This window comes from Enterococcus sp. AZ020 (assembly GCF_050499205.1).
Taxonomy (GTDB): domain Bacteria; phylum Bacillota; class Bacilli; order Lactobacillales; family Enterococcaceae; genus Enterococcus_L; species Enterococcus_L dunnyi.
In genome coordinates this window covers 3,364,091-3,388,477 of record NZ_JBIPAT010000001.1, presented here as the reverse complement: position 1 = coordinate 3,388,477, position 24,387 = coordinate 3,364,091, and the positions used below count along the sequence as shown (strand labels likewise).

The 24,387-nt window shown below is 38.3% G+C and carries 24 protein-coding genes and 1 other annotated feature (1 of these 25 running past the window's edge); of the genes, 4 read left to right on the top strand and 20 right to left on the bottom strand.

All coding sequences use genetic code 11. The features are described 5' to 3' along the window. Position 1: 1 nt before the first annotated feature. The 4 genes from msrA to IGI58_RS16200 all read right to left on the bottom strand — a co-directional run bounded on the left by msrA (position 2) and on the right by IGI58_RS16200 (position 3,195). Complete coding sequence (msrA, locus tag IGI58_RS16215; RefSeq protein WP_429952587.1) at positions 2-511, bottom strand: peptide-methionine (S)-S-oxide reductase MsrA; 510 nt, start codon at positions 509-511, stop codon at positions 2-4. A 2-nt stretch (positions 512-513) separates the two neighbouring features. Next, entirely contained in the window at positions 514-1,110 is a 597-nt protein-coding gene (locus tag IGI58_RS16210) for a YpmS family protein (RefSeq protein WP_429955265.1), read from the bottom strand. Positions 1,111-1,193: 83 nt separating this feature from the next. Next, complete coding sequence (locus IGI58_RS16205) at positions 1,194-2,081, bottom strand: SGNH/GDSL hydrolase family protein (RefSeq protein WP_429952588.1); 888 nt, start codon at positions 2,079-2,081, stop codon at positions 1,194-1,196. A gap of 271 nt (positions 2,082-2,352) precedes the next feature. Further along, complete coding sequence (locus IGI58_RS16200) at positions 2,353-3,195, bottom strand: DegV family protein (protein ID WP_087640102.1); 843 nt, start codon at positions 3,193-3,195, stop codon at positions 2,353-2,355. Positions 3,196-3,325: 130 nt separating this feature from the next. Between IGI58_RS16200 and trhA the strand changes: the two genes are divergently transcribed. Then, positions 3,326-3,979 (top strand): PAQR family membrane homeostasis protein TrhA, encoded by a 654-nt coding sequence (gene trhA, locus IGI58_RS16195; protein WP_176372775.1) that lies wholly within the window; start codon positions 3,326-3,328, stop codon positions 3,977-3,979. Positions 3,980-4,141: 162 nt separating this feature from the next. After that, positions 4,142-4,342, top strand: coding sequence for a hypothetical protein (locus tag IGI58_RS16190; protein WP_225533945.1), 201 nt, complete (start codon positions 4,142-4,144; stop codon positions 4,340-4,342). Positions 4,343-4,431: 89 nt separating this feature from the next. On the opposite strand, the gene IGI58_RS16185 is transcribed toward IGI58_RS16190, so the two are convergent. The 14 genes from IGI58_RS16185 to IGI58_RS16120 all read right to left on the bottom strand — a co-directional run bounded on the left by IGI58_RS16185 (position 4,432) and on the right by IGI58_RS16120 (position 19,442). Beyond that, positions 4,432-4,944 carry an adenine phosphoribosyltransferase gene (locus tag IGI58_RS16185; protein ID WP_087640105.1) on the bottom strand — a complete coding sequence of 171 codons (513 nt, stop codon included), beginning with the start codon at positions 4,942-4,944 and terminating at the stop codon, positions 4,432-4,434. A gap of 2 nt (positions 4,945-4,946) precedes the next feature. After that, complete coding sequence (recJ, locus tag IGI58_RS16180) at positions 4,947-7,259, bottom strand: single-stranded-DNA-specific exonuclease RecJ (RefSeq protein WP_429952589.1); 2,313 nt, start codon at positions 7,257-7,259, stop codon at positions 4,947-4,949. A 134-nt stretch (positions 7,260-7,393) separates the two neighbouring features. Then, positions 7,394-7,819, bottom strand: a complete 426-nt coding sequence (locus IGI58_RS16175) for a LapA family protein (protein WP_087640107.1) — start codon at positions 7,817-7,819, stop codon at positions 7,394-7,396. Between the two features lie 11 nt (positions 7,820-7,830). Next, on the bottom strand, positions 7,831-8,631 hold the full coding sequence (locus IGI58_RS16170; protein ID WP_225533943.1) for an SDR family NAD(P)-dependent oxidoreductase: 801 nt from the start codon (positions 8,629-8,631) through the stop codon (positions 7,831-7,833). Continuing rightward, positions 8,631-9,575, bottom strand: coding sequence for a ribonuclease Z (rnz, locus tag IGI58_RS16165; protein WP_087640109.1), 945 nt, complete (start codon positions 9,573-9,575; stop codon positions 8,631-8,633). Before rnz ends, IGI58_RS16170 begins: the two co-directional genes overlap by 1 nt. A 68-nt stretch (positions 9,576-9,643) precedes the next feature. Then, on the bottom strand, positions 9,644-10,939 hold the full coding sequence (locus IGI58_RS16160) for a sensor histidine kinase (protein WP_429952590.1): 1,296 nt from the start codon (positions 10,937-10,939) through the stop codon (positions 9,644-9,646). After that, positions 10,932-11,624 carry a response regulator transcription factor gene (locus IGI58_RS16155; RefSeq protein WP_225533941.1) on the bottom strand — a complete coding sequence of 231 codons (693 nt, stop codon included), beginning with the start codon at positions 11,622-11,624 and terminating at the stop codon, positions 10,932-10,934. Before IGI58_RS16155 ends, IGI58_RS16160 begins: the two co-directional genes overlap by 8 nt. Before the next feature lie 92 nt (positions 11,625-11,716). Then, entirely contained in the window at positions 11,717-12,289 is a 573-nt protein-coding gene (locus IGI58_RS16150; RefSeq protein ID WP_087640112.1) for a DUF1269 domain-containing protein, read from the bottom strand. Positions 12,290-12,359: 70 nt separating this feature from the next. Next, positions 12,360-14,216 (bottom strand): carbohydrate-binding domain-containing protein, encoded by a 1,857-nt coding sequence (locus IGI58_RS16145; RefSeq protein ID WP_429952591.1) that lies wholly within the window; start codon positions 14,214-14,216, stop codon positions 12,360-12,362. A gap of 10 nt (positions 14,217-14,226) precedes the next feature. Continuing rightward, positions 14,227-14,904, bottom strand: coding sequence for a DUF4956 domain-containing protein (locus IGI58_RS16140; RefSeq protein WP_429952592.1), 678 nt, complete (start codon positions 14,902-14,904; stop codon positions 14,227-14,229). After that, a complete protein-coding gene (locus IGI58_RS16135) occupies positions 14,894-15,622 on the bottom strand; it encodes a polyphosphate polymerase domain-containing protein (protein ID WP_225533938.1) in 729 nt (242 codons plus the stop codon). The genes IGI58_RS16140 and IGI58_RS16135 overlap by 11 nt, the downstream gene beginning before the upstream one ends. 168 nt (positions 15,623-15,790) lie before the next feature. Then, a complete protein-coding gene (gene ald / locus IGI58_RS16130) occupies positions 15,791-16,903 on the bottom strand; it encodes an alanine dehydrogenase (RefSeq protein WP_429952593.1) in 1,113 nt (370 codons plus the stop codon). A gap of 23 nt (positions 16,904-16,926) precedes the next feature. Continuing rightward, positions 16,927-18,198: a kynureninase gene (kynU, locus tag IGI58_RS16125; protein WP_429952594.1), complete on the bottom strand. Its 1,272-nt coding sequence runs from the start codon at positions 18,196-18,198 to the stop codon at positions 16,927-16,929. Positions 18,199-18,254: 56 nt separating this feature from the next. After that, positions 18,255-19,442 (bottom strand): MFS transporter, encoded by a 1,188-nt coding sequence (locus IGI58_RS16120; RefSeq protein ID WP_429952595.1) that lies wholly within the window; start codon positions 19,440-19,442, stop codon positions 18,255-18,257. Between the two features lie 266 nt (positions 19,443-19,708). On the opposite strand from IGI58_RS16120, the gene IGI58_RS16115 reads away from it, so the two are divergent. Next, entirely contained in the window at positions 19,709-20,149 is a 441-nt protein-coding gene (locus IGI58_RS16115) for an Lrp/AsnC family transcriptional regulator (RefSeq protein ID WP_225533934.1), read from the top strand. Positions 20,150-20,254: 105 nt separating this feature from the next. On the opposite strand, the gene obgE is transcribed toward IGI58_RS16115, so the two are convergent. Next, the gene (gene obgE, locus IGI58_RS16110; RefSeq protein WP_318652968.1) at positions 20,255-21,568 is read right to left on the bottom strand and encodes a GTPase ObgE; all 1,314 of its coding nucleotides are present in this window, start codon (positions 21,566-21,568) and stop codon (positions 20,255-20,257) included. Between the two features lie 495 nt (positions 21,569-22,063). Between obgE and gap the strand changes: the two genes are divergently transcribed. Beyond that, positions 22,064-23,074, top strand: a complete 1,011-nt coding sequence (gene gap / locus IGI58_RS16105; RefSeq protein ID WP_087640121.1) for a type I glyceraldehyde-3-phosphate dehydrogenase — start codon at positions 22,064-22,066, stop codon at positions 23,072-23,074. A 70-nt stretch (positions 23,075-23,144) separates the two neighbouring features. Here the strand turns inward: gap and IGI58_RS16100 are convergent, their stop codons facing one another. Beyond that, a complete protein-coding gene (locus tag IGI58_RS16100; RefSeq protein WP_429952596.1) occupies positions 23,145-24,173 on the bottom strand; it encodes a 3-deoxy-7-phosphoheptulonate synthase in 1,029 nt (342 codons plus the stop codon). A gap of 64 nt (positions 24,174-24,237) precedes the next feature. Next, positions 24,238-24,387 (bottom strand) — a binding site (T-box leader); it runs 94 nt beyond the window's last position.

Here is a 24,387-nt window from a genome sequence, read left to right as displayed (position 1 = left end):
TTCACCAATTTTCTTTTATAAAATTTGCTCGATTTGCGTGAGCATCTTCGTAGCGTTCAGGGTCTTTTTGATAAAAATCTTGATGATAGTCTTCGGCAGGATAAAAAGTGACAGCCGGTTCGATCTTTGTAACTATAGGATCATCAAAGCGTCCGCTTTCCGCTAATGCTTTTCGACTTTGTATCGCAATTTCCTTTTGCTCATCTGTTGTGTAAAAAATCACTGGTCGATAATTGTCCCCGCGATCTTCGAATTGCCCAAGAGCATCGGTAGGATCTGTTTGCTGCCAGTATATTTCTACTAATCGTTCATATGACATGATTTCAGGATCAAATTCAATCTCGACAGCTTCAGTATGCCCAGTAGTATGACTCAAGACTTGCTCGTAAGTGGGATTAGGCACATGTCCTCCTGTATACCCAGAGGTAACCGAAAGAATGCCAGGTTGGGTATCGAACGGCTGGATCATGCACCAAAAACAACCTCCAGCAAATATTGCTTTTTCACTCATAATTAATCCTCCTTACTTGAAGTATCTTTTGGTAGATAGATGTTCATTCGAATATCATCGTCCACTAAATTGATTTTTTCTGCTCGAATAAACAGGCCGTTTTGCATTCTAAACTGATCTAAACGCAGCAAAATAGTACTGTCATCCGGATTTACCTCTACCCAACTTGGTAGCTTATAATCTCGCTGAACAAACTTCAAGATCTCTTTTATTGGTAAACCTAGCGTTCCAATTGATAAACTTTTAGCCTTTAGTTGAACATTGCCATCATTCATCACAAATGGATCGAAATAAAGGTTGAATTCAATTGGATAGCCTAAAACTTCAAAAGTTCCGTTCAACATAGCTTCGTTTTCTAAATAAAATTTATAGGTAATGTCAGAATCCTTTTGAAAATCACTAAGGAAAAAATCGATCAATGCATTGACCTGTTTTTTATTTGATTGAATAGCAATTACAGGTGTTCCCTCTTTAGCAACCAGTTCAGGAACCGGTTTATAATTAGGCTCACGAACTTGAGTGATTCTTACAAAAATAAAAGCTAAACTTGCAATAATAGTACCAACTAAAATAAGAAAAGCGATCTTCCAACGATTCATTGGCGTTTGCACGTCTTTCTTTTGTTTTCTCTGCTTAGCGTCTTTTTCCTTTTTAGAAGTCTCTTGTTCATTGTTCATCTTGTTCACTCACTTCCTTTTTCTAGCCATTTATTATTTGTTTTGACCATTTCATCACGAATCGCACTTGCCATAAGTTGATAACCCAAATTATTTGGATGGAATCGATCTTCTTCATAAAGAGCATTGTTTTTGATATCACGATTTTCACTTGACGAGGCAGTCTGATCAGCACTAACGATCCCAACCTGGTCGTCTACGCCTTTATATAATAAATCATTGATTGGAATAAAATAAGAATTCCCTTCAGCTTCAACGATTTCTTTAGTTCCCTCATTCCAATTATCTACGATATCTTGCATCTCAGTGATTTCAGGAAAATAGAGATAAAATGGATTATAAATGCCCACTACATAAATAGGTGCCTCTGGATTGTATTTACGGATCTCCGCAAGTAACTGTTCCACTTGGCTCTGATATTTTTTGAGAGGCTTTTTGAAAGAATCTTGTGTTAGACGAAAAACGTCTCCTTTAATGACTTTCATCAAATCATTTCCGCCAACTGTTAAAGAAATCAAATCGGCAGAAGCTAATCCTGTCTGGATCTCTTCTTTTTTCTTGATTCTTTTAAGAATTTGGTCGCTGCGGTCGCCATTTTTACCAAAATTATCTGTTTGAACACCATTCAAATGATATTCTTCTTGTAAATCGTTGGCAACTAACGGAACAAAACCGCCAGAGTTAGTTAAATCGCCGATCCCTTCAGTTAATGAATCACCTATCGCCGCATAATGTATCACTTCTTTTGTCGCTCTTTTTTCTGTTTTTTGGTCACCAGTTCCTAAAATCGGTTTCGCTTTAGGGATTGTGATCATCAGGAGCAAGAAAACGCTGATGATCGTGGCAAAGAAAATTGCAAAGCTTCGCCAGTTTTTTTGAAAAAAATAGTTCATTCTATCCCTTCCTTTACATAAATCAAATGAGGTAGGATTGCTACCTCCAAACGGTCATTTAAACTTACTATTAATCGCTATGATACACAAAATCAGACTGATTTTCTATGCTTTTATATCACTTTCATCAGAAAACTAGAAAAAAGTGACTGAGCGATAACTTGTCCAGTTATTCCTCAGTCACAAATTTTCTGAAGTGGTACAGCTCAAAAAATTGTTCGTCTTACATCTTAAATAATTCTAAATCAAACTAAAGCTAAGTGTTTGATTGCTAGTCTGTATAATACATGATGGCAAAAGCACCTTTACCTGTATGTGTCGCGATAACAGGGTTAGTGTGCAGCACAGGAATATCCATATCAGGAAACAAAGCTTGTAAACCTTCTTTGAACCCATTCGCTAACTCTAAACCATCAGCATGTGAAATACCAATTTGGCGTACATTGGATAATTGACTTAATTCATTTTTAAGTTCATCAAACCATTTGTTGAAGGTTTTTATTCCTCGACCTTTAGCCACTGGAATCAATTCTGTATGTTCAAAGTCCATGACCACTTTCATATTGAAAATATTCGACAAAAGCCCTGTTGCCCGACTAATACGACCACCTTTAACCAAGTTATCTAATGTAGAAATCCCGATAAATAGTTTGGTATTTTCTTTGACATGATTGATCTCAGCTAATATCTCAGGAAGGCTTGCGCCATTTTTAGCAAGTTTTGCAGCTTGGATCACTTGGAATGACAAGCCTTGATCGGTAAAATCACTATCGATAACTGTCACTTTACTGGTACTTAGATTGCTGGCTTGGCGCGCAGCTTCAACTGTACCACTTAGTCCTTTAGTCATGTGTATGGAAATTATTTCACTGCCGTCAGCCCCTAGACGATCATAAAGCTCAACAAATTCGCCAATTGGCGGTTGGCTTGTTTTAGGCAAAGATTTAGCTGAAGCCATCAGTTCCATGAAGTGTTCACCTTCCAAATGATCATCGTCAGCGTATACAACACCATCGATCATTACAGATAAAGGCATCATTTGAATGTCTAGTTCATCTCGTACACTTTTCAACATCGTACAAGAAGAATCCGTCACAACTTTAACATTTGTCATAATTTTATCACTCTTCCTTTAAAAACAACCCCAATTCGTGGTAAAATACTTTTGAGGCTTGAATGTCTGTTTATAGTATAACAGACAAAGAAGTATTTTTCACCAAATTAAAATGAAGGAAGTTGATTTCTTGGAAAAAGCAAAATTCTCCAGAAAATACATGATTTTAAATGAAGTCCTCAACGCAGTGACTCATGGCATCGGTGCCGGCTTGAGTATTGCTGGACTTGTGATTTTACTCGTCAAAGGGGCACGTCTTGGCTCTGCAGTTCATGTTGTCTCCTATGCAATCTATGGATCAACTTTGATTTTATTGTTCCTGTCATCGACGTTGTTCCATAGTCTAATTTTTACGCGAGCAAAAAAAGTCTTTCAGGTTTTCGATCATAGTTCGATTTTCTTACTGATCGCAGGTAGTTATACCCCCTTTTGCTTATTAAGCGTCAAAGGTTGGCTGGGCTGGTTATTGTTCGTACTGATTTGGTTGATGGCAATCAGCGGTGTCGTTTATAAGTCTCTTACACTACACAAGCAAGAGACCGTCAAAAATATTTCTACAGTGATTTATATTATCATGGGTTGGCTTTGTTTAACCGCAGCTAAACCACTATATGATTCTTTAGGATTCACAGGAACTGCATTATTGGTTGCCGGCGGTGTTTCATATACGCTAGGAGCAGCATTTTATAGTTTAAAGAGTGTACGATTTATGCATGTGGTTTGGCATCTGTTCGTTATGTTGGGTGCTGGCTTTATGTTTTTCTCTATTCTATTCTTCACTTAAAAATCATGTACAGCTTATCTTTTTACACCACGAATCAAAAAAGTTCTTCTTTTATAAAAAAAGAAGAACTTTTTTTGCATTTATCTCTTTACAAACCGAACAAACATTCGTATAATAACTATACAAACATTTGTTCGATAAAAAATTATGAGGTGATTAAGAATGAAAGCTATTCGTCGTGGCGGGTTATTATTTGTTGTATTGATTATTGGTATTTTCTTAGGAACATTAGGGTTGCGTTCAGCTTTACTTATCGTTAGCCCTCTCTTTATTATATGGTTTATGTTATGGGATGAGAAAAGATATATTCATACTCGAAAAAAAAGTGAACATCAACGGTATGTCTATCGGAAGTATCCATAAAAAATAGTACGATTCGTTGTGTTTATAACTAAAAAAGATGTTGAAGTAGACCACCTTTACGGTCAACCCTTCAACATCTTTTTGTTTTATCAATACTCCATCAATGTAACAATTTCATAGTCACTGATTTTATCTCGTCCATGAAGATCCATTAGCTCGATCAAGAAAGCACAGCCAACAACGATTCCACCCAAAGATTCGATCAATTCAACTGTTGCTTTGATCGTTCCGCCAGTTGCTAGTAAATCATCGCAAATCAAAACACGTTGTCCAGGCTGGATCGCATCTTTGTGAAGCGTCAATGTATCTGTTCCGTATTCTAAATCATAAGTAACTTCGATTGTTTCGCGTGGCAATTTGCCTTTTTTACGAACTGGAGCAAATCCTACACCTAATTCATAGGCGACTGGACAGCCTACGATAAAGCCTCTAGCTTCTGGTCCTACGACCATGTCTATTCTTTTTTCTTTTGCATAATCAACGATTTGCTTTGTTGCTTCACGATACGCATCTCCATTTGCCATCAATGGTGAGATATCTCTGAAAACGATGCCTTTTTCAGGGTAATCGGGAATACTAGCAATATAATCTTTCAAATTCATTTTTATACTTCCTCCTCATTCCACAGCCATTGTTGTAATGTCTCACGATCGCTGTATAACAAAAATTCTTCTGTTTTGATTCGTTTTAAGCGAGTTTGATAAACTGTACTCTCTGTCAATGGATGATTTTCAGGTTTTTCAACTTTTCTTAAAACACCGTTTTCTATTGTAACAAATCCCAAGTCAAAAAACACCTGAATCATAAAAATTAATAATTTTTTTTGAATATTTAGGTATTGCGCTACATTATCCAGCTTATACCGAACATCGACTTGTTCTTGTTGTTTAACGAATTTGAACAATTGCGCGTATTGCTCCCTTGTGCCCACACCATTTAAATAAGCTTCTTCTGGTGAAATGCCCATCAAATATACTCGTTCAATCTGTCCCTGCAAAGTAATTTGCTTGATCAATGAGTGATCATCCGGACAATCAACAAATACTAGTTGTTCAATTTGATTTGTTTTGATCGTTTCTAAAATATCTTCGAGGTGACTAAACAACACTCGATTTGCTGCAGGATTATCGATCAATTTTTGATTATTTTCGTTAAAATAAATAAATAGAGTGTTAGTGACAGGTATTTCTTTTTGACGATTATTTTTTCCTCTCAAGTCAAATAACTGCATACCATCAACGGAAAAATCATTGACCATCAATTGCGGTTTTTTATTGCCATTCCATTCGTTGATCGATAATTGTCCGGAGATGTTCGTCTTCCCTTGCCCTAGTTCATCGATTTGGCTGCCCATCTGAAAGGCAATTGCATCTAATTTTGCACTAGATTGAACTAATTGGAACTTAAGATGACTTTTATCCGCACCGATTTGCTTGCTCTGCTCGATGGAAACATCTTGGAATAGGAAGTTAGGAACAGGATTATCCGTACCGAAGGGAGCCAAGATTTTCAATTGCTGAATAAAAGGTAGTGTAACCTCTTCTATTTTTAATGTTTCATCTATCAATAGTTCTTGCCCTTGAGAAAGATCAATTTGCTTTACTTCCAGATAATTCAGCAAATGTTCTTTTACTTTAGAAATATTTTCAACAGGTAAAGTCATTCCAGCAGCCATATGATGTCCGCCAAAATGCGTGAACGATTCACGAATCTCATTTAGAGCATCAAATAGATTCAGTGCTGAAACACTTCGCCCAGATCCTTTAGCCAATTCATTATGCTCATCGATCGTCAAAACGATCGTTGGCTTTCCTGTGTCCTGCATAATTCTGCCGGCAACGATCCCCAAAACCCCTTCATGCCATCCTTGTTTTGCAAGAACGTGAACTGAATCAGCAGGATCGATCAGCTCAAAGGCTTCTTTTGTGATCCTTGATACGATTTCTTTTCGTTCTTCGTTTTGGCTATTGACATACATTGCGATCTGCTGCGCTTCTTCTTCGTCAAAAGTCGTCATCAGCTCAACACCAGGTGCCGCATCACCTAATCTGCCTAACGCGTTTAAACGAGGACCAATGGTAAAACCAATATTTTCTTCTGAGATACTTTCTTTTTTTAATTCTGCTAAATGAATCAACATATCTAGACCGATTCGTTCACCCGTCTGAATCATTTCAAGACCCATTTTTACAAGAACTCTGTTTTCGTCTGTTAAAGAAACTAAATCAGCGATCGTACCGATCGCAACTAAGTCTAAAAACTCAACTGGCAACTCTCCTAACAAGGCTGTAGCCACTTTAAATGCAACACCCACCCCAGCTAGATCACTGAACGGATATGAGCCTTTAGGATGTTTTGGATGAATAATAGCAAAAGCATTCGGTAAATCTGAAGGCAATTCGTGATGATCGGTAACGATCACATTGACTCCTTGAGTTTCAGCGTACTCAATCGCTTCATGCCCAGCAACTCCATTATCGACCGTTACGATCAATTGAACGCCTTCTTCTATTTGCTCTTTAAAGACAGACAAATTTGGACCATAGCCATGCTTAAAGCGATTCGGCAAGAAATAATCCACTTCGCCACCAATCAGCTCGATCGCCTCTTTCATCACAGTCGTACTTGTGATCCCATCGGCATCATAGTCACCATAAACTAAAATTTTTTCACCTTGCGCAACAGCATCTTGAATTCTAGTAACAGCTTTTTCCATATCGTACATCAAAAAAGGATCATAAAGATTTTCTATCGTTGGACGTAAAAAAGTTTCTAAGGCTTCCGCAGACTGGACCCCGCGATGCCATAGAATCTGTCCTAATAAGGGATTGATTTTTTCATTTGTTAGTATTTCTGTAAACTCTGCCGGCAATTCGCTCTTTTCTTGCAATCGCCATGCATATTTTGCTTTTTTCACGTCACCACTCCTAACCAAGTAATTATAACAAATTCAAACGGAAAACTAAAGAAAGTCTCTCATTTTATGCAAAAGAAAAAAGACTGGACAAGCGGCTCATCGAGCAGTCTGATCAGTCTTTTTTGATGTATGGATCAATTATTTCTCGGCTTAGTGAAATGATCGACACGGCTTCCTACAGATTCAGGATCAACAGGTTCAGCCGTATTCATTGAAAGGGACGCTTCATATTTAGCTTGTAATTCTGCCAATTGATTTTCATAGCTGCGTTTGATTTCTTCCACTTCTGCCTGCGTTGCTTGTTCGCTATCATTTTTATAGGTTTCAATCGTTTTTTCAAGTTCTTTTACTTGTTTTTTTTGTTTCCACATCGTTGTTGTTGATGTCAACAGACCAATTAGCGCTCCTATAATTGCTGATCCTAAAATCGTTAAGATCAAAGGACCTGAGATTTTTGCGACTCCGAAATTAACAGGAACTGTCTGACTGTTCAAAACTGCAAAGACCACGATAATAAGAACTAAAACAAGGCCAATCACTACTCGCCACTGATTTTTCATGTATTTTCCTCCTACTTCTTATTTAATAAACCGCCAGCTAAAAAATCACCAATGTGCGGGAATAACGCATACAGACGATATGCCCCCTCCATAGCCAATGGCCGATTGATTTCTCTTTTAAAAGTCCCCATCGCTGAAACGATCTCTTTCGCTAACTTGTTGGGCTCTAATACAAATAAATCAACTGATGCCAAATAATCTCCAGAAGGATCTGCCTTATCAAAAAATTCTGTTTTGATCGGACCTGGGTTAACGGTCGTTACAGAAATTCCTAAAGGTTTTAATTCTAAGCGTAAAGCATTGGAAAAACCAAGTACAGCAAATTTTGTTGCAGAATATATCGTTGATTTCGCTGTCGCCATTTTTCCTGCCATAGAAGCGATATTGATGATATGACCTGTTCCTCTTTCAGCCATCTGTAAAGCTACTTTTTGAGTGAAAACCATCATTCCTAAGACATTCACTTCAAACATATTTTTAGCAATAGCCAAATCTGTTTCTAAAAAATTCTCAAAAATACCAAAACCAGCATTGTTGACCAAAACATCGATCGGTCCAACTTCTGCTTCGATTTTTTCAAATACGGCATCTACATTATCCGGATCAGCAATATCTAGTTGAAATGAGTATGCTTCATTCCCACTCAATTCTTCACACATTTCTTTGACTTTGCCGATTAGATTGATTCGGCGAGCGCACACCACGACGATAGCGCCTTTCTTAGCTGCCTCATAACAAATCTGCTCACCTAAACCAGCAGAACCACCTGTTACAACGACCACTTTATTTGTTAAATCCTGTCCTTTAAACATCACTTATCCCCCTCATCCTTAAACGGTATATCGATGATATCCATATCTTTCACGATTTTTGTTTTTTGGAAAATTTCTTTGGCTTCATTTTCCAGTTGAATAATATCACCAGTTAAATAGCGGGCACTAATATGAGTCAAGATCAACTTCTCAACATTCGCATTTAGAGCCACCTGTGCAGCTTGATGACTTGTAGAATGGAAATAGGCCTTCGCCATCTTTTCTTCTTCTTTATTGAACGTACTCTCGTGAACGAGAATATCAGCATGGTCAGCTAATAACACACTATTTTTAGTTTTTCTAGTGTCACCTAAAATCGTTACTGTTCGTCCTTTTTTTTGTTCTCCAACAAAATCTTTTCCGTTGATTTCCTGTCCATCCGGTAATGTGACCGTCTCTCCGCGTTTGATTTTCCCGTAGATCGGACCAGATGGGATATTTAAAGCTTTTAGTTTTTCAACTTGTAGTTCTCCCTCGTGATCTGCTTCGACGATTCGAAAACCAAAACTAGCGATTCCATGATCTAACGGTAAACATGAAACACTGAATTGTTTGTCAGAAAAAATAGTACCGCCTTCTTTATCGATCTCAATAATCTTCAATTCGTAAGATAATCGCGTTTGTGACACTTTTAGTGCTGTACGTACAAATGAAGCAATTCCAACAGGACCGTACAGTTCTAGTCGTTCATTCCCGCCTTGAAATGAGCGGCTGCTCAATAACCCAGGCAGACCAAAAATATGATCACCGTGTAGATGAGTAATAAAGATTTTCTCGATTTTTCTAGGGCGAATATTGCTTTTTAAAATTTGCAGTTGTGTTCCTTCTCCGCAATCGAATAGCCAAACGGCATTTCTTTCGTCTAATAACTTTAATGCAATGCTGCTGACATTGCGGTGTTTTGCTGGAACCCCAGCACCTGTACCTAAAAATTGTAATTCCATCGGCTTCCTAACTTTCTTTAAACTTCTTCTTTATTTTAGAAGAAAGTGCTCGCTTTAGCAAATAATATTTATTTTACAGGAAAACGTAGTGTGACGGTCGTCCCTTTCGGATTAGTATCAGTCAACTCTATTTTTCCTTGATGTTCGTCTACGATCCACTGGGCAATAGCTAAACCTATGCCGTTGCCTCCTGTTTTGCGATTTCTTGATTCTTCTCCGCGATAGAAGCGCTCAAACACCGCCGCTTTTTTATCATCAGGAATACCGATTCCTGTATCACTGATTTTGATGATCCATTCACTATTTTTTACAGTAGAAAAAACGATGATCCGCTCTCCCGATGACGTATATTTCAAAGCATTGTCCAAAAGAATGATCAACAATTGGTGGATTCTCTTTTTGTCAAAAAAGAGTTGCTGTTCTTCACCTAGATCAATCGTGAATTGTTTCTCTTCAGCAATAGCTAACTCCTGATACGGCAGTAACAATGTGTTTAGAAAGTGATTGATTTTCACAGGTGTTTTTTCTAATGTCAAAGAGTTGGAATCCGAACGAGCCAATAGTAATAGGTCGCTCGTCAGTTGACTCAAACGCTGTACTTCGTCCAACGAAAGTGCAATCGTTTCAGATTCTTGCATAATGGTATGATTTGGTTTTGTAAATAGTTTTTCCAATTTTGCTTGAATGATCGCAAGAGGGGTCCTCAATTCATGAGAGGCATTTTCAACAAATTCCTGCTGTTTTTTCCATGAAATCAAGATGGGTTTCATAAACCATTTTGAAAGAAAATAACTTAATCCAATCGAAAGTAATCCGAAAATGATCATACAAATGATCAAGATTTGTTTGAATCGCTCGACAGTTCCTTTGATAGGATCTGTATTCACTAATAATTGGATGTATGCAATATCTTCTTGCCCTTCTGTAGGAAGAATGATCGATCGAAACTGTAATGAACGGTCATTACTGTCTTTCGTTTGGACATTAGCAATTTTATTCAAGTCATCAGTGGATAGCTTTAATGCTTGAAAATCATAAAGCCGAGAACCCAGCTCTCTTTCGTTCAAAATTTTTCCATCTGCAGACCAGAGGATCACTTGCTGTTGGAAATTGTTTGGAGGCGGACCGTCAAACTTTCCTAACATGGGTGATTGATTTTGCAGCTGTTCTTTTTTCATCAACTGATGTTGAATAAATTTTTGATCTGTCGCCAGTCCCTCCAAATCGTTATCTACAGATTGATACATCGATGTTTGAACCAGCTGGAATACGATAACACCTAAAATCAAAAAGATGCTGGCAAAGGAAACTAAATTCATCAAGAAATAATTGAACCGCTGCCTTTTGTTGAGTTGTTTATTCATGGGCATGACCTTCAGGCACTTCAAAGAGGTAGCCTACATTTCGTAATGTTTTGATCCAGCTATCCAGTCCGAACGGTTTCATATTTTTTCTCAGATTACTCATATAAACCTCGACTACAGTTAATGTCGTATCCGATTGAAATCCCCAAATCCGATCGAAAAGCTGATCTTTAGTAATGATTCTCCCGCGGTTTTGCATAAGATAGTGCAGCAGATCAAACTCTTTTCCCTGAAGAACTAGCTCTTGCTCTTTGAAGCTTACCTGGCGATTATCTGGATCTAAACGTAAGTCAGCTACCACTAACTCATTCTTCCCATTCATTCCTAAAGAACGTCTCGCCAACGCTTGAACACGAAGTAGTAACTCCTCACGGTGAAAGGGCTTTGTCAGATAATCATCTCCCCCATTTTTAAATCCATTTACCTTATCTTCTAAACCGTCTTTAGCAGTCAAAATAAGAACTGGCGTATAAATATTTTTTTTGCGGAGTGCTGTCAGAACTTGTTCTCCAGACATTAACGGTAACATCAGATCCAAAACAATTAGATCATAAATTCCGCGCTCGCCTTCATAAAGAGCTTCCTCTCCATCATAGACTTGGTCGATTTCTCCGATTTCAGATAAAATCTCCAAAATACTATCTGACAAAATTTCATCATCTTCTACTAAAAGTATCTTAAGCATCTTATTCCCACCTTTTTACTCAAAAAAAGAAGACGAAAGCAGCATTTGTCACGTCTTCTTCATGAACTATTTATTTCAATTTGCTTTAAAAATCAATGATCCACTTTTTCGCTTGATTCTTGCTTTTTATTGCGCCAAGATCTTTCTGCTGAGTCCTTTGTTTCTTTTTCGACAGCTTTAGCATCTGAGATTTCTTGTTCCACATCTTCAAAATCTAAACGAGTGATCTCACCGCCTAATTCATTCATGATCAAATGATTCAATGGACGATTATCATCTTCTTCTGCAATCAAGATCAGTCCCGTTTCACCTTCGCCAATTTGCTTTGTGACATGTTCGAAAACGGTTTGCGCCCCTTGAATTTCTTTCGCATCCTGACTGGCACCTAAAAGGCTTCCTGCAAACCAGCCAAGTAAAATACCTAGGGGACCACCTAAAATACCGATCAACATCCCGATCATACTATTTTTTGATGTATGGTCATTACCTGTAAAATCAAGAAAATCATCGATCTTAAATTGATGGACGCCATCATTGATATGAGTGACTACCGCCATTTGTTCTCCTTTGACCTGTTTTTCTACATACAATTTTTTTATTTCTGAAAATGCTTGATACGCTTGACTTTCTACTTCAAAATGCATAATAATTACTCGTTTTGACATCGTATCCACCTCATTTTATTTGATGTCTTCATTTTATCAATAAAGTAGGAGCAAAAGCAATGAAAATCAATTACATCGGCGGTTGTCCTCCGCCCATCTGATTCCCACTGACTTCATTCCCGGACTGATCCACTGAGGTTAATACGTCGTCGATCGAAATAGAAGTTAGCTGGGTTCCGTTTGAATAGTTTCCATCTTGATACACCCCGTTTGTCATAGTCCCGGAGTCTTCCCCATCTATAGAAAGAGTGACTGTCTCACCGACTTTTAAATTTGGTGAACTAATCGCAATGTGAGAAAAATCTTTTGCTGGTGCAACTGAAACAATGGTTTTCCCTGTTTCATCCTTCACATTGATCAGTGTACCTGCAGCTTTTGTTTCGTCAAAATAAATACTAAGGCTAGCTTGAGAAGAGGAGTCGCTCGCACTCATTGCCATACCTGAACTTCCGCTCGCGATAAATGTGCCGCCGTCAATGGTAAAGGAACCATCATAGTCTAACGCTGCATTCCCACTATCCAATGGTCCGTTTACGATCAATGTCCCCTCGGTCATTCGTATGTCACCATTACTGTCGACTCCATCACCCTGTGCATCAACAAAAACCGTACCACCAGAAATCTCTATAAATTTTGTACTATCTCCAGCTCCATCTGGTCCTCCAAATGAATCCGTACCGAAAGGACCTTCTTGTTCATTTTCGTTTGCGCTGCCACCAGCTGCATTGATTCCATCATCTGAAGCTTTGACAGAAATATCCCCATCTTTGATTGTCACTGTTGCTCCTTCCAGTCCTTCATATGATTGACTGACTTTGATTTTTCCATTATTGATCAATAAATCAGTATCAGCATGAATCCCGTCATCACCACTTGTTATTGAAAACGTCCCATTATTGATGGTAACTGCTGCATTTGCGTGGATCGAATCATCTGCGGTATTTAGGTCAAATGTTCCAGAATCAACTATAATGTTACCTGCAGCTTTCAATCCTTTGTAGCTTTTGGTTGTATCGATGGCTGAATCATCATAGCCGTCAGCAGTTTGAATCGTTATATCCCCAGTAGAGATCGATAGATTTGTTTCAGCTTGGATACCATCATTTCCGGATTGAATATTGATTTTTCCGCCATCGATAGCGATCCACCCTTTCTCAGCATCTGTTGCGTTGTTTGCCTGGATACCATCTCCTTCTGACGTCTTTAAACTAAATGTGCCGTCTGCGATAGATACAGAGTCTTTGCCTTTCAGCGCATTATTTTTGGCTGTGACATTGATCGTCCCGTTCGTGATAATCAAATCATCTTTACTACGAATACCGTTGCTATAATTTCCTGTCACATTCAGTGTCCCTGAACCGTTTATTGTCAAATCATCTTTGCTGAAAAATACAGCATCGGGCTCAGTCACATCCGAAGAAGGAAAGGTGTAATTGGCTCCATCAGATAAGCTGTTGTTTGAATCATCTACTAAAGTCGTGATTACTTTTTGTGCCTGCTCAACGTAGATCGCAGAAGAAGAATCGTTTGTGATGTTCGCATTATTTAATACTAAATGAACAACTTCATCTTTTGCACTGATCCTCACCTGACCATTGTAATCACCGGAAAAAACATACGTTCCACCAGCAGTTATCACGATCGACCCGTCTTTTTCAGAAGCGCCGGAGCCGTCGATCTCAGTTCCAGAGTTCTTTAAAGTGATGTTTGTAGCTTTAGCTTCATTATAGCTTTCTTCAAAATCTTCATCGTCATATGAGCCATATTTAATTTCAGATGTTTGTGTAGCTTGTGCAACGGTCTTTGCTGCTTGTTGTGATGTATCGGTAGTTGTTTTTTCATCTGTATTTGACGCCTGACGATCGCAACCAGCAAGTGTCATCAAAATCAAGATTACCAAAGCTGAACTTAGTTTTTTTCGTTTCATGATATGCCACCTACAATTCTTCTCTATTCGTTGATACTTTTCCAAAAACGATCGTTAGATTTCCATTTCTAACACGCATGGCGTCCATCAACTCTTTTTCTTTTCGGCTGTCTTTCAAATTAATCCGGTAGCGTAATTCATATAAACTACCCATATTCGTGGTTTTAACAGAATCCAAAGTGGAAGAATAAGTGTATTTTTGAAACAAATCATCAAATAAACCAGGATAATCTAAATCTTCTGGTATCGTGATTTTGATTTCTCGTTCCGCAACTCTTTGTTTTTCACCAAAATGGATAGTATTCAACAATAATAAGAATAGAGCAATGATCACAGAAAATAGTGCAATATAGCCAACAAATCCCATACCTGTTGCTAAACCGATCCCCATTGACCAGAAAATACTTGTGATTTCTCTTGCACCACCAGCTACCGAACGAAATCTGATCAAACTAAATGCACCAAGTACTGCTACGCCTGTGCCTAAATTTCCATTGACCAGCATGATGACCAACTGTACCAAAACAGGTAAGACTGCCAATGTGATCACAAAGTTTTTGCTGTAAACATTGCGATACATGTGGACCCCTGCTACCAATAATCCTAAAAGAACCGATGTTACGATACAAATAAGCAATTGTTTAAAGGATAGATCGACTGAGCTTTCAACTAACAAACTAGACAACATGATAAAAATCCTCCCTACAATATAAATAACGCTGATACGCTTGAGCGTATTTAGAAAATGAACATGGATAGACCTCGAATGCTGCTAAAATTTCAGAGAACCATAAAGGATATGCACCCAATGCTTTTACTTCCATTAGAACATCGATTTCTGGAGCCACACGTTCGCCAAAATCAGTTATTTCTTTAGTTAAATATTCTTGTCTAAAACGGATATTAAAGTCAAAAGTGACCCGGAAGTCATGATTGTCTAAAGCAAATAATGCTCGACGATCATAGGCGATCATGACTTTTGGCTGTAATCTTTTTCGAGCAAAGAGCCAGTCGATTTCTTGTTTGATCTGTTGCTCTTTCGCTGAACTCAACTTAAGTGAATGCGGGTGTTGAATGTATCGTTTCGCAGATCGATAAGGCAATGATATTCGACGCTTATAAACAACTCCCAGAACTTTCTTTTTGATCTCTAAGAAGACTTCTGAATGCTCTTTGGGAACACCATAGCTTCTGATTCTAAATTTTTCTTTATAGGTTGGCTTTGCGATCGACTGTCTGATCATTTCATAATCTTGAGTATCGAAGTAGACAGAGATGATCGTGTGTAGTCCGTATTCATCTTCTTGCATGTAGACCTGTAGTTCTTCTTTTAATTTATGATACATTTCATAAGATAACGCATATTTTTTTTCTTTTCTTTGAAAACTATTTTTTAGTTTAACCATATTTGTCTCTCCTTTAACTGAATTCATTGTAAAAAAGGAAACATAAATAAAACTTAAAGTTGGTTGATTTATCTGGGGAAATATAAAAAATGACTGAGAAGTAATTTCAAAAGATTACTTCTCAGTCATTTGGAAATTGAATAAATGTTGATATAGCCTATAGATCGTTTAAGTTAAAAGCTCATATACTGGTGTATATTCTTTATTTTGGTCTTTTGCGACTACCTCTATTGTCAAATGATTTTTATACGTGTTTATCCCTGTGGCAATCGTTTCATTTTCTTTTGCTGCTTGAACGATCCCTTTATTAGCAATTGTTACAGCATAAGGAATCGTCGCGTTTGTTAATGCAAAAGTAGAGGTTCTCGGTACAGCACCCGGCATATTAGCAACAGCGTAATGAACAACACCGTGTTTGATATAAGTCGGATGGTCATGAGTCGTGATTTGGTCCGTTGTTTCAAAGATTCCTCCTTGATCGATGGCGATATCAACAATGACTGCACCAGGCTTCATTTGCTTGACCATTTCTTCAGTGACAAGCTTCGGTGCTTTAGCACCTGATATCAACACTGCACCAATGACCACATCCGCTTCTTTGACTTTGTTTTCGATATGATAAGCATTTGAAATCAGCGTCTGTACATTATTACCGAACAAATCATCTAATTCTGCCAAGCGATTCGGGTTGACATCCAATATAGTAACTTTAGCCCCCAACCCAATAGCGATTTTTGCGGCATTCGTCCCTGCAACACCTCCGCCGATAATGACCACTTTTCCTCGCTCAACACCAGGAACGCCGAAAAGCAGGATTCCTTCTCCACCTTTTGGTTTTTCTAAAAATTGTGCACCGATTTGAACAGACATTCTACCAGCAACTTCACTCATTGGAGTCAATAGAGGTAATGTATGGTTCAAGCTCATTGTTTCATAGGCTACAGCGGTGACATTACTAGTGATCAAAGCATTCGTCAATTCAGGTTCAGGTGCAAGATGCAGATAGGTAAACAAAATTAGCTTATCATGAAAATACTGAAATTCTTGCGGCAGCGGTTCTTTGACTTTGATCACCATTTCTGATTGCCAAACTTTACTAGTATCCGCTTCAATGACTGCACCAACTGTTTTGTATTCCTGATCTGTAAAACCTGAACCAAGACCTGCTCCACGTTCAACAACGACGTCATGACCAGCATCAACTAAACTAACGATTCCAGAAGGTGTGATGGCTACTCTATTTTCATTATTCTTAATTTCTTTAGGAATTCCAATACGCATTTTTATCACCTCGCTGATTTATTTTAAACAACTAATGTCCGTTCCTTACTAAACTGTTCATATGTCTTTTCTACGGCGATTTTCTCTAGTGTTTCCACAAGTGTATACACTTCTTGATAAGTATTATACAAAGCTATTGGTGCCAACCGAATGACATTTGGTTCTCTAAAATCTGGAACAATCCCTGCTTGCTTTAATGCCTTACAGATTCGGTATGCTTCTTGATGTTCTAAGCAAACATGACCGCCACGTCGATTGTCTTCACGAGGATTTCCTACATTAAAACCATAACGTTCAAGTTTTTCATCGATCAAATACATTAAATAGGCTGTGATCAACAATGATTTTTCACGAATCTTTTCTATTCCTACTTCATTAAAAATGTTTAAGGTTCCCTCTAAAGGCGCCATAGCTAAAAAGCTTGGTGAACCGATTTGCCAACCACTGGCATCTTGTTGGTGCTCGAACTGATGCTTCAATTCAAATTGAGTCTCATCTTTATTCCCCCACCAGCCAGCTAATCCAGGAGTTTCTTTAAAATGTTTTCTATTCATGTATAGACCAGCAATCGATCCTGGTCCTGCTGAGAGATATTTATACGTACACCACACTGCAAAATCTGGTTGAACTTCCTTAAAATCCATTGGAATCGCACCGATCGCATGGCACAGATCCCACCCGATCAAGATCCCTTTGTCGTGTGCGGCTTTTGTTACTTTCCCCATATCTAATACCTGAGAACTTCTATACAACACAGTTGGCAGCAGTATGATCGCAACATCATCTGTCATTGCAGCGATGACCGCTTCTTCATCGATCAAACGACCATCAGAACTTTTGACTACTTTAACAGCTTCATCAGGGGTGTATCCACGCAGACGTACTTGACTGTCGATGGCATATCGGTCTGTTGGAAAATTTAGATCATCTACTAATATTTTATAACGATCTTTTGTTGGTTTATATAATGTACTAATGCATTGATGAATATTTATCGTTGTACTTCCAGTGATCACGATTTCATCTGGGTATGCATTGATCAATGGTGCTGATAGTTCACCTAACTTTCCAGCATAATGAAATAAGCCGTCCCATAGTTTGATGCCTTCCTTTTTCCAAGTTTCCAGCATTTTCAGCAGGGCCTCTTCTGCATCTTTGGAGGCTAGCCCCAAAGAATTCCCATCCATATAAATTTCATCTTCCTGTACATAAAAGCGACCTTTAATTTCTTTTAACGGGTCATTATCATCCAACCATTGTGCATATGCACGATCTGCTTGAAAATTATTTTTCATTGCTATCACCTTTCCTTTTTCAACGATTCCTATTTAATAAATCAATCATCGCTCTTTCAGGCTAAAACTTTTTCTCGATTCAATTTGACAAAGACTATGATCGCCAACAAAGAGAAAATTCCAATACCGCTCAGCGCATAAATCGCGAACGTCCACGATTGATTTTTTCCACTGATTTCTGTAACTATGGGTGTGCCTATAAAAATACCTATATAATAAAATAAGTTGATAAACGAGATGCTTGAACCAATCAATTGCTCTTGCTTGACCACTTTTGGTGCTAAGATCATCACACAGGATGATGCTAGACTTGCTCCGGCAGATAGAGTAAACAATTGTCCAATAAATGTCACTTCACTAGATAAAAAGGCCATCCACAATGTTGAAACAAATAATAAGAGAAATGAACAAACAATCGCGACTTTGCCTTTTCTTGTTTTATCGATCAAGTAGCCGGCTACAGCACCAAAAGGAATACCGAATAGACCAAAGTAACCTGTATACCGATTTGCCACTGTTTCTGATAATCCATATAGCTGTGTATAAATCAATGGATAAAGATTGATAAAAGCGAACAAAATGAAAGCCATCCCGCCTTGCGCTAATGCCAAAAGACAGATCGATTTATTTTTGATCGTCTTTTTAATAGTTATCTTCTCTTCTTTTTGACTTTCCTTTTCATATACTGCGGGTTCGTCGAATAGAAACAGATAAATAAACAATAAGAAAACGGCACATACTGCGATAAGCAACCACAAGAAACGAAGACCGTACAATTGAGTCAATGGTTTAAATACATTCATAGCCAACATCGAACCTAATGCTGAAAATGTTCCCCAAAGACCAGTTGCAATGCCGCTATTTCCTTTTTTAAACCAAAAATTGATCAATACGATGCCTACCATAATGATCATCGAAAACGAAATTCCCTCAATGACTCTGGAGAGTAATAATGTGAAATAGCTCTTGGAAAAATATCCCCAAAGGTTCCCTATAGCTAAACAACTCATCAACCCAACTAATAGCTTTTTCGCTCCAAAGTGCGCCACTAAAGCGCCTCCTGGAATTGCTAAAAAGATACCAGAAACTGTAAAGATCGCCATCAACCATGAAATCATCGATAGACTAACGCCAAGCTCCTGACTCAATTCATTCTGAATAGGAACCAACTTCAATTGGCTCAATGAAACGACCACTCCACCTAAATAAAGCAACAAAAATTTCAACCATTTGTTTCCCACCATAAAGAACACTCCTTCTTGGTTCCTTTTTTGATTGAAGAAACACTGCTTTTACTAGTAAAATAACTTACATCTCAAGATAGGTCTATCATAAAGGATTCTTTCTATTTTTGTATATAAAAAAAAGCACGAAATGAAAACGCATTCTTTTCAGATTAGAAATTATTCCTTCCTTTTTTTTACAATCTGAAATAGCTAGAAAAAACACGAATTATACACTATAATAATTGTACAAAATAAGTCACACAGCACTATTAGGAGGTAGATCGATGGATAGAACTGATTATAAGCTATTACAGATCCTGCATGAAAATTCACGTATTTCAATCGTTGAGCTCTCTCGTCAGGTTAATTTAAGTCGTCCCAGCGTAAAAGAACGAATCGATAAATTGGTCGAAAAAGGGATCATCAAAAGCTTTACGATCCAAACATCTTTAAATCAGTACAACGAAACAATCACCTTCTTTTCCGAACTAAGCCAAGTCACCTTGCCCCTTGAAAAGATAATTCCCATGCTAAAACAGCTGCCGCAAGTCAACGAAGTCCATATCGTCAGTGGAGAAGTGAATTATCTTGTGAAAGCTACCGTTCAAAATACCACTGAGATGAAGGAGCTGCTTGCAAAATGGATGAGATTTGCTAAAGTCAAGAGTTCAATTATCTTAGAAACTCCTATTGAAAATCACTATCATTTTGAAGTAGACAATTAAATCAAAGAGTCTCTTGAAAAAGAGTCTTTGCCTCAATGCATGTGAATAAATTCACTAAAATCATCTAAAAAAGAACTGATCAATGATCAGCTCTTTCATCTATTCTTATTCAACAAACTCAAATTCAAATTCAGCTATTCTAACGATATCTCCATCTTTTGCTCCACGTGCTCGGAGAGCTTCATCAACGCCCATTCCGCGTAACTGACGAGCAAAACGCATCACGCTTTCGTCATGTTCAAAGTTCGTCATTTGGAATAATTTCTCCAATGATTCACCTGACAAGATCCAAGTGGCATCAGGGTCACGGTCAATGCTAAATTGCGGACCTTCGGATTGGAAACCATAATGAACAGTATCTTCGACGATTTCCTCTTCATATAACGGAAATTCTGGAGTAACCTCAAGTAGATCCGCTGTTGCATTCAGCAAAGGTTCGATCCCTTTGCGGGAAATACCAGAGATAGGGAAAATCGGTAAATGATCAGCATATTCATCTGTCCGTTCTTTCTCGATCTGTTCCTTGAATTTTTTTAAGTTTTCTTCAGCTTCCGGCATATCCATCTTGTTAGCGACAATGATTTGCGGACGCTCCATTAAGCGCAAGTTATGAGAGGCAAGCTCTTTATTGATTGCCAGATAATCTTCATATGGATCACGGCCTTCCATCCCACTCATATCGATCACATGAAGGATTACTCGTGTTCGTTCAATGTGGCGTAAAAACTGTGTACCCAAGCCGACACCTTGCGACGCACCTTCAATCAATCCAGGTAAATCAGCAGCAGCAAAACTGCGCCCATCTGTTGTTGAAACCATTCCAAGATTTGGTACAAGCGTCGTAAAGTGATAGGCACCGATTTTAGGACGTGCAGATGAAATGACTGAAAGTAACGTAGACTTCCCAACAGAAGGAAAACCAACGAGTCCGACATCAGCTAAAACTTTCAACTCTAATTCGATTCGTCTTTCTTGGCCTGGTTCACCGTTTTCAGCAATTTCCGGTGCTGGATTTTTTGCAGAGGCAAAACGAATATTCCCACGGCCGCCGCGGCCGCCTTTAGCTACAGTCAAAGTTTGACCATTTTCGATTAAATCACCGATCAAAACGCCCGTATCTGCATCGCGTACGGTTGTACCCGGCGGAACTTTGACAAATGTATCTTCCGAGCCGCGCCCGTGCATTCCTTTACTCATACCATTTTCGCCCGGCTGTGCTTTAAAATGACGGTTAAAACGAAAATCCATCAATGTACGCAAGCCTTCTTCAACGATTAAAATCACATCACCGCCGCGACCTCCGTCACCGCCTGCTGGACCTCCGTCCGGTACATATTTTTCTCTACGAAAAGCTACCATTCCATCGCCGCCTTTACCGGCTTTGACGTCGATCGTTACCTGATCTAAAAACATGGACATAATTTGTCCTCCTATTCTAAAGAAATTGAAATAAACTCTTTCGATATTCATTATTTCATTCATTGGATTTAATTGATGATCGTAAAACAGCTTAGTGTTTTACTATTTTCCTCAAAAGGAAATGCTGTTTGAAAGCCTTTCTTATTGTAAAGGTTAATGCTGCATTTGTCTAGTTACTTTCGTTATTATGAGCTTAAATTAACAAATGTCCATGTTTTCTTTTTTTCACTTTTATGCTATAACAGCAAATTTTTTTGTGACCTTTATTGATCAAAAGACAAGATTTTTGACAAAAATCGAAAAAGCGTTCATGCTACAGGTATAGCGTATATCTATCTGTTCTTAACTCAAAAGGGATATTACGTTGACTGCTTTATTCATTTTATGTACTGTTTTTGTGTTCAAAATTTTGGATAAATGGTGAGAAGGTATCAAAATAGTTAACCTATTTCTTGATATTGTCTTAACCTTAACTATCAAAGGAGGAAATTTAGCATGACAGTAAAAGTAGGTATTAATGGATTTGGACGTATTGGACGCCTTGCGTTCCGTCGAATCAAAGAGGTTTCTGATGATATTGAAGTGGTGGCGATCAATGATTTGACTAGTCCGACTATGTTGGCTCAGTTATTGCAGTTCGACTCTACTCATGGTACTTATCCTGGAAAAGTAACTGCAACTGACGATTCAATTGTAGTTGACGGGCAAGAAACAAAAGTCTATGCAGAAGCTGATGCCAGCAAATTGAAATGGGTCGAAGAAAATGGTGTCGACATCGTTTTAGAATGTACTGGTTTTTATACTTCTGAAGCGAAAGCACAAGCTCACTTAGATGCTGGTGTAAAACGAGTTGTGATCTCTGCTCCTGCTGGAGACATGAAAACGATCGTATACAACGTAAACGATGATACATTGACTCCTGATGACAAAATTATTTCAGCTGGTTCATGTACAACAAACTGTTTAGCACCGATGGCCTTTTTCTTAAACAATGAGTTTGGTATTGAAGTCGGCACAATGACTACGGTCCATGCGTATACTTCTACTCAAATGCTTTTAGACGGTCCGGTCAAAGGTGGAAACTTGCGTGCCGCTCGTTCTGCAGCTGATAATACGATCCCTCACTCTACTGGAGCAGCTAAAGCAATTGGTTTAGTTATTCCGGAATTGAATGGAAAATTACAAGGCCATGCGCAACGTGTTCCTGTTGTTGACGGTTCATTAACTGAATTAGTATCGATTCTAAAAACAAAAGTAACTGCAGACCAAGTCAATGAAGCAATCAAAAAACATACAGTTGATAATCCTTCATTCGGCTATGACGACCGCGAAATCGTTTCAGGTGATGTCATTGGTACTACAGAAGGATCGATCTTCGACCCAACTCAAACAGAAGTCACTTCTGCTGGTGAATTCCAATTAGTTAAAACCGTTGCTTGGTATGACAATGAATATGGCTTTACTTGCCAAATGATTCGCTTACTGGAAAAATTTGCTAATTTATAAATCATGATCGTAAAAAAGCTCTCAAAGCAAAATAATTGCTTGTGAGAGCTTTTTTCATTGCTGAAATTATTTACGCATTCTCAGCAATATATTCAACTAAACGTTCTGTTTCATCCCAGCCTAAACATGGATCGGTGATAGATTGACCAAACACCTTGCCGTTTGCTTCTTGCCGTCCACTTTCAAGGAAACTTTCGATCATAAAGCCGCGAACCCATTGTTTCATATCATTGTTCCAAGAACGATTGATCAATGTTTCTTTGACGATTCGAATCTGCTCTTTGTATTGTTTACCAGAATTATCATGATTAGTGTCGATCACAATAAATGGATTTTTATACCCACCTGATTTGTATAATTCTACTACTTTCAATAGATCTTCGTAATGATAATTAGGAATATTTTTCCCATACTCATTTAACCCTCCACGTAAAACAACATGAGCCAATGGGTTTGAGCTAGATTCCACTTCTAATCCATTAAAAATAAATTCTTGTTTTTGTTGTGCTGCATATAAAGAGTTGAACAGTACATTTAAGTTGCCGCTAGTTGGGTTTTTCATTCCTGTAGGCTGGTCGATCCCGCTTGCCACAAAACGATGTTGCTGATCTTCTACTGAACGAGCACCAACTGCAATGTAGCTGACTAGATCCTGTACAAATTCTAAATTTTCTGGATAAAGCATCTCATCTGCTGTTGTCAATCCTGTCTCACTGATTACACGATTATGGAGACTGCGCACAGCTGCGATACCTTTGATCAGGTTACTTTCACCTTCTGGATTTTGTTGATGAAGCAGCCCTTTATAGCCGTCGCCATTTGTTCTTGGTTTATTCGTATAAACACGCGGAACCATAAAAACTTTATCCTGTACTCTTTCTTGCAATTTTGCTAAACGAGTAACATATTCCATCACAGCTTCTTCATCATGAGCAGAACATGGGCCGATCAATAATAAAATCTTTTGACTTTTCCCTTCTATGATCTCCCTCAATTCATGATCCCGAAGTGCTTTTTTCTCCGCTTGCTCTTTCGTTAATGTGGACAAAGATTTTACTTGATCAAAATCGATCGTCTTGCTTAATGCTTTAAAACTCATAGAATAACTCCCCCTCATTTTTCTAGTACTCAAACAATAAAAAAAGCCCCGCCTTTTCATTTCTGAAAAGGACGAGACGTATTGACTCGTGTTACCACCTTTGTTTACAATCAGCTCACACTCATTGCCTTAATAGGTACAAATATATACCCTGGCACAATAACGGGCGCGCACTAACCGTCACAGCCTACTTCATTCGGTGTGAAGTTCAAAG

Bases quoted from the DNA above. Each gene is read 5' to 3' on its own strand.
- IGI58_RS16200 (WP_087640102.1), bottom strand. From the start codon at position 3,195: ATGACAAATGTTAAAGTTGTGACGGATTCTTCTTGTACGATGTTGAAA.
- IGI58_RS16155 (WP_225533941.1), bottom strand. From the start codon at position 11,624: ATGCTTAAGATACTTTTAGTAGAAGATGATGAAATTTTGTCAGATAGT.
- IGI58_RS16205 (WP_429952588.1), bottom strand. From the start codon at position 2,081: ATGAACTATTTTTTTCAAAAAAACTGGCGAAGCTTTGCAATTTTCTTT.
- IGI58_RS16170 (WP_225533943.1), bottom strand. From the start codon at position 8,631: ATGTTTAAAGGACAGGATTTAACAAATAAAGTGGTCGTTGTAACAGGT.
- IGI58_RS16160 (WP_429952590.1), bottom strand. From the start codon at position 10,939: ATGAATAAACAACTCAACAAAAGGCAGCGGTTCAATTATTTCTTGATG.
- IGI58_RS16115 (WP_225533934.1), top strand. From the start codon at position 19,709: ATGGATAGAACTGATTATAAGCTATTACAGATCCTGCATGAAAATTCA.
- IGI58_RS16210 (WP_429955265.1), bottom strand. From the start codon at position 1,110: ATGAATCGTTGGAAGATCGCTTTTCTTATTTTAGTTGGTACTATTATT.
- IGI58_RS16175 (WP_087640107.1), bottom strand. From the start codon at position 7,819: ATGAAAAATCAGTGGCGAGTAGTGATTGGCCTTGTTTTAGTTCTTATT.
- IGI58_RS16135 (WP_225533938.1), bottom strand. From the start codon at position 15,622: ATGGTTAAACTAAAAAATAGTTTTCAAAGAAAAGAAAAAAAATATGCG.
- IGI58_RS16145 (WP_429952591.1), bottom strand. From the start codon at position 14,216: ATGAAACGAAAAAAACTAAGTTCAGCTTTGGTAATCTTGATTTTGATG.
- IGI58_RS16140 (WP_429952592.1), bottom strand. From the start codon at position 14,904: ATGTTGTCTAGTTTGTTAGTTGAAAGCTCAGTCGATCTATCCTTTAAA.
- kynU (WP_429952594.1), bottom strand. From the start codon at position 18,198: ATGAAAAATAATTTTCAAGCAGATCGTGCATATGCACAATGGTTGGAT.
- rnz (WP_087640109.1), bottom strand. From the start codon at position 9,575: ATGGAATTACAATTTTTAGGTACAGGTGCTGGGGTTCCAGCAAAACAC.
- IGI58_RS16120 (WP_429952595.1), bottom strand. From the start codon at position 19,442: ATGGTGGGAAACAAATGGTTGAAATTTTTGTTGCTTTATTTAGGTGGA.
- IGI58_RS16150 (WP_087640112.1), bottom strand. From the start codon at position 12,289: ATGTCAAAACGAGTAATTATTATGCATTTTGAAGTAGAAAGTCAAGCG.
- obgE (WP_318652968.1), bottom strand. From the start codon at position 21,568: ATGTCCATGTTTTTAGATCAGGTAACGATCGACGTCAAAGCCGGTAAA.
- ald (WP_429952593.1), bottom strand. From the start codon at position 16,903: ATGCGTATTGGAATTCCTAAAGAAATTAAGAATAATGAAAATAGAGTA.
- IGI58_RS16185 (WP_087640105.1), bottom strand. From the start codon at position 4,944: ATGAATTTGAAAGATTATATTGCTAGTATTCCCGATTACCCTGAAAAA.
- msrA (WP_429952587.1), bottom strand. From the start codon at position 511: ATGAGTGAAAAAGCAATATTTGCTGGAGGTTGTTTTTGGTGCATGATC.
- IGI58_RS16100 (WP_429952596.1), bottom strand. From the start codon at position 24,173: ATGAGTTTTAAAGCATTAAGCAAGACGATCGATTTTGATCAAGTAAAA.
- IGI58_RS16190 (WP_225533945.1), top strand. From the start codon at position 4,142: ATGAAAGCTATTCGTCGTGGCGGGTTATTATTTGTTGTATTGATTATT.
- gap (WP_087640121.1), top strand. From the start codon at position 22,064: ATGACAGTAAAAGTAGGTATTAATGGATTTGGACGTATTGGACGCCTT.